This window comes from Endozoicomonas arenosclerae (assembly GCF_001562015.1).
Classification (GTDB): domain Bacteria; phylum Pseudomonadota; class Gammaproteobacteria; order Pseudomonadales; family Endozoicomonadaceae; genus Endozoicomonas_A; species Endozoicomonas_A arenosclerae.
Genome location: NZ_LASA01000131.1, coordinates 1 through 10,843 on the forward strand (window position 1 = coordinate 1; position 10,843 = coordinate 10,843).

Below are 10,843 nucleotides of genomic sequence, written 5' to 3' on the forward strand. Positions count from 1 at the left end.
TCAATTTGGATTTATAAAAGCCAGGTATCGAGGTTTGAAGAAGAATGACAATAAACTGTCTACTTTATTTGCCCTGGCGAATATTGTTCGACTGGATCAAATGATCCGGGCACAGGGTTAGTCCGCCCTGAAGTCACGAAAGTGGCTAAATATCATACAAATAAGGGGTTGAGACCTCTGATTTCAGTCCTACTTCGAACTCGATTCAAGAAGGGAAGTAAATTAGAGGTTATTCGCAGGTTCCCTAGAATTAGAAAGGCTAATGGGTTATGAAAAAAATTATATTATTCTGTTTAATAACGTTGCCTTTATTATCTAAGGCAGCATGCAATGATAAACTCTGTACTTCAAAAATAGAACGTCTTTATATAACAAGTGCATTTGGGGGATCGGTGCTAATAAAGCCTGCTGATCAAGCTAGTGGTATTTTAAATTGTAAGCTGATGGAAAATGTATATATTACGCTAAAAAAAGACCACCCAGTATTTGAAGAAATATACTCGACCCTATTATCGGCAAAAGTAGCTGATATGCTTGTTAAACTTCGAATTGATGAAGCCTCAGAAGGTTGTAACCTAAGATATGTGATGTTGGATTAATATGAAGATATTTAAAATTAATAGTTGGAATAGTAAAGTTAGTTTGGCTTTTATTACATTGCTTTGGGCAACAAAAAGCTTTTCTTATGGAGATGGGGATGACCCTCTTTGTAAATACGGATGTTTGATGAACAGTGCAGGGAAAATAAATGAAGTCAGAACTTATGCTCATGGTGCAGAAATTCCTGTTTACATCAATACTGGATTTTCCGAGTGTCCTAAAGGGGGTTATGTAGCTGTAGATGCTAAAAACAGGCAAGAACTGTTATCAATGATATTAAGTGCATTTCACTCTCAAACCGATGTTCGACTTCAACTCTATAAAAGTAAAGAGTGGTCATCAACTTCTGAGCCCACACATTGTTTAATCAGAGCAGTGAGATTATATAATTGAAAATAAATAAAAAGGCAGGCTTGGTAAAAATAGGCATTCTGATTTTATCACTCATATCCAGCTATGCAGTTGCAGATGAAGTTTGGTTTACCGGATCTATTAAAAAGCTCTATCCACTCGGGTATGGTGCATTTGTTGTGATATTTAAAGAGCAAAATGCTGCATGTAAGAATGAAGTTCAATATCATTATGCGGTAGTTAATCAGAACAGAGTGACTAAAGAAGGCATTCAGATTATGTACAGTACATTATTAATGGCTGCCACTACTGGGAAAAAGGTAAATATCGCATTTGATACAAGCTCAACCAGGTGTTATATAAATCGGTTAAGTGTGGCTTTTTAAATGAAAGATAATTATTTGAGGTTTTTAAATAGACATTATAGAAAAATATAAAGAGAATAGTATGAAGAGAAAATGTGCTTTTTTTGGGGCTTTAATGTTTGTATATTCCAGTATTAGCTTTGGAGCGAATGATGGCCTAATTAATAGAGTTGACTTTTCAGGTGGCAATAGTTATTGGGGCGACGAACACAGTAATTTGGTGCAGATAAAAATAGAAGGTGGTTTTGAAGCAGAAAACTGTAGTTCAGAATATGCAGCAATCAGGAAATCAGAAACACATTTAATAAGTGCAGTCTTGGCTGCATTTAGTGGAGATAAACGTATAACAGTATTCTTGAGTAAGAGTGAAAAATATTATAATGACAGATGTATCATAACCGATTTATTTATCAATAAATAGGAAGTATGTAGATAGTATATTGACTCTAGATTGATGGTGATTGATTTCATATTTTAATTAATTGGTTTTACTTAATGGTAATGGAGCTTTATTTTTGAAAGGATATAGTAGGTTGATATTTACATTCTTCCTATGCTTGGGTGTTAATGTTGCGCATAGTGATATGACTGGACTAGGAAAGATTATATTTACAGAAGGCCACTCTTCACCCAACTGTCGAATAGTTGGCTTTAAAGATAATGAAAATGGCAGCGTAAAACATTTTAGAATAAAAGATGTGTCAGGAGATGATGATGTTTCATCAATAGCGATTTCCGCTTTGATTTCTGGTCAGAATGTTGAGATAACCTATGATCCAAGTCGAACTACTGGCTGCGGCTCGGAACCGAAAATTACTTATATAAGGTTATATAAATGAAGTCCATCTTGTTAGTTTTTATCATGTTATTTTTAGGGAGTACAGTACAAGCATCATTTTATCAGGGAGAAGTGGCTCGAATTTATCCAAGTGATGAATATGTTTTCTTCAGATTAAAAAATGACGAATGCATTACGGGAAGTCAGTATTATTATTTCAGTTTTGATAATACTTCAGAAGATGGAATGTATGCGGCTAAAAACTGGTATTCTATGTTGTTGGCCAGTGCAATGGCTGGTAAGCCAGTCAGAGTAAAAGTTAAAGAGTGCCCTGGTGAAGGAAATGTTAGAGTGCAATACATCTTTCAAGACTATTGATATAAAGCAGTTTTAAATATTTACAATGAAAAAAATAATACCATTTTTTATTACTATTATCTTCTCCTCTTATTCCTACTCAGCAGTCTTCTGGACTGTGAAAGCAACAGGTATTCATACAACTACTTCTGGAACTGTTGCCATTAATATAGGTTCTAGCACTCCTACTGGTGCAAACCCATCTGGTACTGAATGGGAAAGTTGCGATAGCAATTGGATTTTCTTTCATAAAAAAGCAGATGGAAGCATGGTTAATGAGAAGTATGTTGACAGAATGCTAAGTGTGGCAATGTCTTCTTTCAAAACGGGGAGTCGGCTGAGGTTAGGTATATCAAGAGACGTAAATGGAAAGTGCTATACATCTCAAATTTATGACTTAGGGAATTAATTATGAAAAGGAGTTTGTTTGTGCTTTCTCTTTTTTTCTCTATATCTTCACAAGCAAGTTGGCAAGGCTGGTCAAGTGTTGAAGGGTATGTTCTTGAAGAAGAGGGAGATGGGTCAAGGTTTTACGTTAATATGAAAGTTGACGGGAATCCTGAAAGTGACAATTGTGAAAATGGATCATCAGGCTGGAAGCGTGTTTATGGAAATACTGAAAAAGGGAGATACATTATCAGCGCTGTCTTATCAGCTCATGCAGCAAAACAGAAAATGCAATTAAACCTGTCTGGTTGTGATGACTGGGGTAGAAATGTAGTGAGTGGAATAATGGTACATGATTAATGGTGACTCCGACTCTTAAAATTGATGAGATTTATAATAAATAGTCAAATATTCCTATGCGCAAAAAAGTTATTATTGTTATTTCAATGATTTTATTATCAGAAGCAGTTTCAGCAACAGATAAAATTAAAGGCAAGGTTGAAAAGATCAGAGTTAGAGATTGGATTACCTATATAAAAATTGAGGGTTGTAACAAATACAGTAGGATTTCTCTTAATGATGAGTATGGGAAAGCAAAGTATTCTGCAGCTTTATCAGCTGCATCTGCAGGGCTAGAGGTGGAAGTTAAGTTTAAAGAAAATGATGCTTGCACTCTCAATGAATCAGAATTGGAATATATTGATGTGATTTATAGATAATAAAAAATTTAAACTAAACGGAATTAAATTGGATAAAAAAATGAAGAAGTCTATAAGGACATTAATTGCATTAAAATCAATGCTTTTATGTTTGTCCGCAAATGCAACTACCTCTCCTGAAGATATTATTACAAAGTACGAGCATGAAACAGTACCAGCATCTCGATTTGTTAAGAGTGAAAATGCTATTTCATTACAGATAGCAAAACCGAATGCTTCAGGGCTCTCTGTGAATGTTATTGATCAATTTAACCCTGATGAAAAGCTTAATTTACTGAATGTATTGGCAGTCAACCCTCATCTTGTAGAAAAACCGGCAGATCAAATATTGATCTATTCGCCCAATCAGATTGAATTAAGCTCTGTCGTTGAAATTCAAGGAAGGTATGCGGATGTTATCATTGCATCACCAAAAAAGATTACTTGTAATGATTGCAGATTTGATAAATCCCCCAGAGTGACATTACTAACTGCTGATCTTGAATCCATTCTTACTAATGGAGAGCTTGAGAACGTAACTATTCAATCAGGCGATATTTTCATTACAGGTGATGGGCTAGCCGCTAGAGGGACTACCTTTCTAGATCTATTATCCAGTAGAGTTAAAATCTACGGGAATGTAACGACCAATGTAAAAGGTATTGAGAGTTCTAATGGTGATATTAGCGTCAATACACTTGGTAATATTGAGATTGCATCTGGCAATTTGCAGGTTATTTCGGGTAAGTATCAGTATAATTATGAAAATGCAAAAGCTACAGCAGAGTTTTCCGAAGATTCTTCACTGTACATTGATGTAGGTTCTACTGCTATTGTAAAAAGCGGCAGCATATCAATAGAAGCCATTTCTACTAATTCTTTCGTTAGAGTACGAGGTGATTTGGTAACAAAGGCTCCTAAAACACTGGCTTCTTTTCATTATGGCAAAGCGGTGGTACCCAGTGACTCTGTCATAGTTAAGTCTGCTAATAAAATAGATTTTAGTGGAACAGCCACATCAGGTAATAGAGTCGTACTAGAAGCAATAGCAAATGTTGGTATTACACCTGATGAAAGAGTAATCAGTGCTGAAAAGAAAAGTATAGTAGCGGATACTGTTGAAATAGCGTCTACTGAAGATGTATTCAACGATGGTTTTATAGATGCGAACATCATAAAAGTAGCTGCTAATGAAATAAAAAACGAAGGGGCTTTATGGTCTGTAAAGAGTACTTATCTGTCAGGCATTACCTCAATTTATAATAGTTTTGGTGGCCTGATAACAGGAGAAGACATATCTATTCTCTCTCCAGCAGGGAAGATACTCAATGGATCTTATAAACCTTATAAGCTAGTACCCAAACCACAACTCGCATTCCAAGCGGCGAGCAGTATCGAGATTGGCACACAGCCAACACTCCCTGATGATCCAGAAGATATGATGAGGGTGGAAGTTGATACACTCCAGGCTGCAATCATAGGGCTGAATGTTGAGCTTCATGCAGATACAGTCGAGAATATAAACCCTTATTCCATAAAGGGTGATGAGACAATTCCAGACCTTGAGTTAAATCTTGAGCCTGAAAATTCAGACCAGGTCATTATTGCTTCTGAACATCAATTGTTGATCAATGCTAAGAAGCGGTTTCTGAATTCGTCGGCAATTTATGAGGTGGCCAATGGCAACCTTGTTATAAGTTCGGACGAAGTGATCAATCAGAGGTATCATATTTATGCTAAAACAAAAGTAGAAAAAGAAGGCTCTGATACGACAACGACTCAATATACAGAGGTTGTATCACCCTCAGCCAGATTGCTCATTGGTGGCTCATTATCCATGACATCGGAAAACTTACTCAATCAAAACAGTATTGTTGAGGTTCAAGGTGATGTTGCGGGCGATATAGCAATAGTAGAGCAGCATGGCTTGCAATTAAAAAAGAGAGTTGTAGAAACTCAGATTAACCATCATCGAAAAAGATATTGTTCTAAACGAATTTTTGGCAAATGTATAAAAAGAAAAACACGTAGATGGACGACGATCGACGAGTTTATTAAGGAAGATAGTGTGACAAAGGAGTTGCCATTTATCTTCTATGTCGAGAAAGATATAACGAATCGATTTGGCTATGAAAAGGTTGAAGCTTGCAGCATAACTTTTGGACCATTTTCAAAAGGCAATAGTTGTGGGAAAGATGAACCTGCACCAACACCACCGCCAACAAGACCACCTGAGCTCGAAGAGTGTGGTTGGGGTCATGAAGTAAGCTGCAAATAAAAAATATAAACTTAATCTGAGACAATTATGAAAATGAGCGCTAAACCGGATCAAGCGCCATACTGGCAAAGGATCACTGCCAGGTTAATGGCCCTTCTATTACTTTTTCAAATCTCTTTCCCACTTTACGCTAATGTCAAAACTGCCAAAGATCTTGAAAGAATTGAAGACTCTGTGACCAATTACCCCGGTTACATAGCTTCTGCTCTAGCTAAGAAAACTGTTTATGAAAGTATTTTTGAAAAGAGTGAAATACAGGTATTTGATGGATTTAAATACTTTTTTGAAGGTTTAAGAAGTCAGGATATTAACGCCTTTCCTCAAAAAAGAATTGTTCCCGTATTGATGGGGGGGATAACAATTCCCATCATGACAGTAGTCGAAGACTACTTGCCAGATCGATTTGGTACAGCTGCAGTTGAGCGAGGAATAATAAAAGGGCAAATCAATCAACTGTTAAATAAAAGCTGGATTACAGGTTATGAAAGCTACAATGAGCAAGCTGAAAAGCTTTATGATAATGCTCTCAGAATGGCCAAAAATCATGGTTTTTTGTTTGGCCAGAATCTCACAGCTGAACAGATTTCCAAACTTACCGATGATGTTGTATGGCCTGAGATAAGAGAAATAAACGGTCAGCAGGTGATAGTGCCTTTTGTCTATTTGACTGCTTCTACCATTGCTTCCAATAAAATAGACAGTTCTACCTTATCAGCACGCAACATCAACATTGAAACAGATGAGTTTATTGTGAATGGTGCAAGTGTAGAGGCAAGAAAAAAAGCGCTGTTTGATGTAAAGAATAACTTCATTGTTAAAAAGGGTTCAGTAACGTCTGATGAGCTTAAGATCAAAGCCGGTGGCAGTATTGAAAACCTATCTGGTGAAATTAGCGGTCGTGAAGTTTCCCTGATTGCCAATAAGCTAGTTAATAATACCTTACTGATCCGTCATGACTTTGGTCATGGTGTCTCAGAAGGCTTTGATCGTATCGCTAAAATTTCAGCCCTGGGTAGCCTTAATATCAATACTGCGGGAGATGTGATCAGCCACGGTGGTAGCTTCTCTGCAGGCGACGATATTAAAATCCAAGCCGGAGGTAATATCCAGCTGCTTACACAGGAAGCTCGATACGAAAGAAATCAGTCGGGTAGAGGTTGGACTGATAATGAGTCTTCCTTGGTGAACTTGCAAACAGGGTTAGCAGCTGTTGATGTACTGTCGCTTATTGCTGATGGTCAGATCATTATTAAAGGCGCAAACCTGGAAAGTAAGGGAGTTATTGAGTTATTAGCAAATTACGGTCTTCATATTTTCGAAGCCACTGATATGGAGTCTTATAGCCGAACTTTTGAAAGCAAAACAGGTGGGATTTTTGGCACTAATGAAAGTGAGTCTGAGAAGGAAATGCTCACAAAAGTAGTTCGGACATTAATAAAAGCTGGCAAGGGCGTAAGAATAAGGTCCACGATAGGGGATATAACTCTTCGAGCTGTTCGTATCCAGGATGGTGGAGTTACAAGCATTATTGCTCAAAATGGTGGTTTGAATATACCAATAGCAAAAGAATTAGAGCAGTATGACTATAAGCAGTCCTATGAAGATGTTTTTGCCTTTCGATATCAAGGTAAAGGTTATTTCAGAGAAACGGCTATTTACAGCGAGTTTAGGAATGAAGGTGGTTTATTCATAAATGCCGCAAATGGTATACGAGTTGAATATGATGGTAAAGATGACATCAATACTACTATCGATGCGCTTTCGAAGGCTCCTGGAATGCAATGGATGCAGGAGCTTAGAGATCATCCAGATACCGACTGGCAAGCGGTCGAGTTGGCAATGGAGGAGTGGGATTATGATCAGAAGGGATTAACTAAAGCGGCTGCCGCACTTATAGCAATTGCAGTATCTATTGCTATAGGTCCCTATGCTGAAACTCTTTCTCAAGCAATTGCAAGCAGCTTTCCATCTGTAGGTCCGGCAGCGCAAGCAGCTCTCTCTAAGGCACTTACTGTAGGTATGGAAACAATGGCAAATCAGGCCATAAATATTTCCTACAGTAATAACTTTAATCTCCTTGATACATTAGATCAGATGTCATCATCTGAGAATATTCGGAACCTTGCCGAAAGTATGGCAAAGTCGGGTGCAATAACAGGATTTGATGGTGGTTCTTTCTTTGATACAACCGGTGGTAATTGGGTTGCTCAGGCAGCGAATGCAGTCTTAAATGCTGCTATTCGAGCAGGTGTTTCTACCATTATTGAAGGTGGAAGTTCTAAGGATTTTCAGGATAATTTCATACAAGCTGTAGCACAGGATGCAGTGAATGTTCTGGGACGGAAGTTAGCTAATAAAATTCATGATGCAAAGAGTGAAAACCTTGGGGGCGATTATTCAGTAGCAATCAAATATATCTCTCATGCAGCACTAGGGTGTGGTTTAGCTGCTGCAACAAGTGCAATTAATGGAGGCGACTCAGACGAAAATGAATTGGGTTGTTATTCCGGTGCTGCAGGTGCAGTTATAGGGGAGTATGTTGCTGAAAAATACAGCGAAGATGTACCACAAACGGATAAGGAAGTTCAGGATTTTGTTAAAGAAATTAAAAAAGTAGCTGATGATGAAAACTGGTCAGAAGAAGAAAGAAAAGAACAAATACCTAAACTCCAGGCAGAAATGGAGAGCCTTAAACAGAAAGGTGTTGATATTGGTCGATTAACGGCCGGTATAACTGTTCTACTTTTGGGGGGGGATGTAAATTCTGCAGATTTGGCAGCCAGGAATGCAGCAGAAAATAATTTCTTTTTCCTGATTCCTATATTAGTGAAAGGATTCTCTGCGCTTCTTGTATTATATAATGGCTATGAAACGATTAGAGATATTCATGAACTATATGTAGCCGTAAGAGATAAGAATGAGCAAAAACTTAGAGCAGCACTGGCATCTTTAGTTGTAGGCTTTTTAGGAGCAAAAGCTCTAGAAAAAGGTTTTGATGTTCTTAAAATTCTGTCTAAAGACCACCCTCTGTTTATAGAGATGACGACTCGTATGCATGCTTTGGGCTTATCAATGCATGCAGACTATTTTCATCAGCTTGCCTATGCAGCGCCTAATGGTCAATTCAGAAATGATGTTGATGTTTCAGAAGCCGTAAGCAGAACTGAAAATCTTGTTGCAAGAGAAGCAAGCAAACATAGCCCTGACTATCTCAAGTACAAAGATGAAGTGCCTGGAACAAGAGTATCGCAAAAAAGGTTTGATGAATTAAGTGAGTATGGTTATTTTGACTATGATTCAAAACCAAGACGCTGGAAATCAAAAGAACCTAATAAGACAAAAAATTATGATGTTACAGCCGACCCAGTAGAGTTAGATAGAGTTCCTCACGGTTCTCTGGATCTCTCCGGTATTACTTTTACAACAAAAGTAGATGGAAAGCTCTATAAGGTAAGTTATTCAGATGCTGTACAGAGGAGAAAAGAGGCAGTTAATGCATCTGAAAAGCATGGCGACGAAGATGGAAGCCATTTGAAAATGATGAGGGCTATGTCTGAAGCGATTGGAGAAATCAAAGCAGAAGCTTGGGCAAAAGGGAAACTCAGCAACGCTAACCCTCTTGTCACAGGAATTAACGATGGTAAAAGTGGAAGAATAGATCAAATATATTCGTATGAGCGGGATGGAGAAATACGCATAGCATTTGTAGAAGCCAAGGGGGGGGTGAGTCCCAGTTATAGCAGTAGTCAGAATGTAAAAGATCCTAAAAGTAAGTATTATCGTCAGGATGTACAGCAAGGGACAGACCCTTACAAAGATGAAATGATCTTTCGGATGCAACAGAGTTTAGAAAGTGCTCTGGATTCACCACGCTACAAGAGTGGCGCTGTTGAGGATAGAGACTTTGTAGCCCAGGCTAATGGGTTAAGGGATACTCTGAAACTGGTGAAGAGTAATAGAAATAAAATCGATTATTATGGTGTTAAACAGACAATTGATCGGTCAACAGGTGAGCCGGTTGGTTATGCTAAGATAGAGCAACTTGGTGGAGGTATTGAGAAAAATGGATAGTTCAGTTAGATTGCATGATATAAAGGATTATCCGGCGTTTATTCTCGGAGACTGTATAGAAATATTCGATAGGAGTTGGATGAGCTTCCTTGATGATAATCCTGAAGTGGGTCCCTGTGGCCCTAGACATCTATGGGCGACTGATGCTGACGAGGCTTTTCAATGCGCTGTCAAATTGAGAAAAACTCATTCCGAAAGCCTACGTTATCTCGCTATTGGTTTGGAGACTAGAGTAGCAACTTTTCGACTTTGTATGCATCCTGGTGAGCAAGTGGAGTACTGCGTTGACGGCAAGAAGTACATAAAAGAGGGAGAGGTTACTTCTTCTTATGTAGATCAGGGGGTCTGGTTAGATGCGTATTATTCAGCTTTGATTTTAAGGAATAACGAAGCAATTCGTGAATTAAGCATGGTGCCTGAAGCCGTCATTAAAAATTCATACTTCAGGCTTGATGATTTCTCTTTGGCAGAATTTAATCTATTACAGGGTCTATTTAATGCTTCTGCTAATTTTCAAAGCTTATTTGAGAGTTTGGCAAACGCTATTAAACCAGAAGAAGTTACTGCTGAAAGAGAGGGGATCTTTTTCGATATTCTAGTACCTACAGCAATGATGATTGGCCATATTTTTGGCCGTTCAGAGACGGGTTATCAGGATGCTATGAGCGAGGCTTTACAGCAACATTGGAATTACTACAGTAGTTCAGATGACCATATAAGAGCTAAAGGGGGCTGGACATCGCTTCGCCTGACCGCCATGGCTGTTCTAGCCTATGAACATAAAGGCTATCTACCCGCATACAAATCAGATTTGGAGCGAGAGTATGTTCCAGAATGGCTTGTTAAAGGTGATTTTACATAAAAAGTAACTATCTTTAGCTATCAAAGAATACCCGTAATTTATTACGGGTATTCTTTTTTCTTTCAGAGATCTAATTTGATTTTATATGTAAAATTC

General features: G+C 38.0%; 12 protein-coding genes and 1 pseudogene. All 13 read left to right on the plus strand.

The window, feature by feature from the left end:
* Positions 1–121: pseudogene (locus WG89_RS32275) on the plus strand (IS5/IS1182 family transposase); the annotation flags it as partial.
* 148 nt (positions 122–269) lie between these two features.
* Positions 270–599, plus strand: a complete 330-nt coding sequence (locus tag WG89_RS20415) for a hypothetical protein (protein WP_062269276.1) — start codon at positions 270–272, stop codon at positions 597–599.
* Position 600: 1 nt separating this feature from the next.
* Complete coding sequence (locus WG89_RS20420) at positions 601–993, plus strand: hypothetical protein (protein WP_062269278.1); 393 nt, start codon at positions 601–603, stop codon at positions 991–993.
* A complete protein-coding gene (locus tag WG89_RS20425) occupies positions 990–1,337 on the plus strand; it encodes a hypothetical protein (protein WP_062269281.1) in 348 nt (115 codons plus the stop codon). Before WG89_RS20420 ends, WG89_RS20425 begins: the two co-directional genes overlap by 4 nt.
* A 61-nt stretch (positions 1,338–1,398) precedes the next feature.
* Positions 1,399–1,737, plus strand: coding sequence for a hypothetical protein (locus tag WG89_RS20430; RefSeq protein WP_062269283.1), 339 nt, complete (start codon positions 1,399–1,401; stop codon positions 1,735–1,737).
* A gap of 94 nt (positions 1,738–1,831) precedes the next feature.
* On the plus strand, positions 1,832–2,155 hold the full coding sequence (locus WG89_RS29570; RefSeq protein ID WP_216638527.1) for a hypothetical protein: 324 nt from the start codon (positions 1,832–1,834) through the stop codon (positions 2,153–2,155).
* Positions 2,152–2,472, plus strand: a complete 321-nt coding sequence (locus tag WG89_RS20435; protein ID WP_062269285.1) for a hypothetical protein — start codon at positions 2,152–2,154, stop codon at positions 2,470–2,472. Before WG89_RS29570 ends, WG89_RS20435 begins: the two co-directional genes overlap by 4 nt.
* Positions 2,473–2,497: 25 nt before the next feature.
* Positions 2,498–2,860: a hypothetical protein gene (locus WG89_RS30540; protein ID WP_153301718.1), complete on the plus strand. Its 363-nt coding sequence runs from the start codon at positions 2,498–2,500 to the stop codon at positions 2,858–2,860.
* A gap of 2 nt (positions 2,861–2,862) precedes the next feature.
* On the plus strand, positions 2,863–3,198 hold the full coding sequence (locus tag WG89_RS20440) for a hypothetical protein (RefSeq protein WP_153301719.1): 336 nt from the start codon (positions 2,863–2,865) through the stop codon (positions 3,196–3,198).
* 56 nt (positions 3,199–3,254) lie between these two features.
* On the plus strand, positions 3,255–3,557 hold the full coding sequence (locus tag WG89_RS20445; protein WP_062269289.1) for a hypothetical protein: 303 nt from the start codon (positions 3,255–3,257) through the stop codon (positions 3,555–3,557).
* Between the two features lie 28 nt (positions 3,558–3,585).
* Positions 3,586–5,814, plus strand: a complete 2,229-nt coding sequence (locus tag WG89_RS20450; protein WP_153301720.1) for a hypothetical protein — start codon at positions 3,586–3,588, stop codon at positions 5,812–5,814.
* A 27-nt stretch (positions 5,815–5,841) separates the two neighbouring features.
* Positions 5,842–9,885, plus strand: a complete 4,044-nt coding sequence (locus tag WG89_RS20455; protein ID WP_062269292.1) for a DUF637 domain-containing protein — start codon at positions 5,842–5,844, stop codon at positions 9,883–9,885.
* The gene (locus WG89_RS20460; protein ID WP_062269293.1) at positions 9,878–10,747 is read left to right on the plus strand and encodes an immunity 49 family protein; all 870 of its coding nucleotides are present in this window, start codon (positions 9,878–9,880) and stop codon (positions 10,745–10,747) included. The genes WG89_RS20455 and WG89_RS20460 overlap by 8 nt, the downstream gene beginning before the upstream one ends.
* The last annotated feature ends 96 nt before the right edge of the window (positions 10,748–10,843 follow it).

What these genes read in the sequence shown, in the direction of transcription:
- WG89_RS20415 (WP_062269276.1), top strand. Translation starts at nt 270, where the DNA reads ATGAAAAAAATTATATTATTCTGTTTAATAACGTTGCCTTTATTATCT.
- WG89_RS20455 (WP_062269292.1), top strand. Translation starts at nt 5,842, where the DNA reads ATGAAAATGAGCGCTAAACCGGATCAAGCGCCATACTGGCAAAGGATC.
- WG89_RS20435 (WP_062269285.1), top strand. Translation starts at nt 2,152, where the DNA reads ATGAAGTCCATCTTGTTAGTTTTTATCATGTTATTTTTAGGGAGTACA.
- WG89_RS20420 (WP_062269278.1), top strand. Translation starts at nt 601, where the DNA reads ATGAAGATATTTAAAATTAATAGTTGGAATAGTAAAGTTAGTTTGGCT.
- WG89_RS20440 (WP_153301719.1), top strand. Translation starts at nt 2,863, where the DNA reads ATGAAAAGGAGTTTGTTTGTGCTTTCTCTTTTTTTCTCTATATCTTCA.
- WG89_RS20430 (WP_062269283.1), top strand. Translation starts at nt 1,399, where the DNA reads ATGAAGAGAAAATGTGCTTTTTTTGGGGCTTTAATGTTTGTATATTCC.
- WG89_RS30540 (WP_153301718.1), top strand. Translation starts at nt 2,498, where the DNA reads ATGAAAAAAATAATACCATTTTTTATTACTATTATCTTCTCCTCTTAT.
- WG89_RS20460 (WP_062269293.1), top strand. Translation starts at nt 9,878, where the DNA reads ATGGATAGTTCAGTTAGATTGCATGATATAAAGGATTATCCGGCGTTT.
- WG89_RS20445 (WP_062269289.1), top strand. Translation starts at nt 3,255, where the DNA reads ATGCGCAAAAAAGTTATTATTGTTATTTCAATGATTTTATTATCAGAA.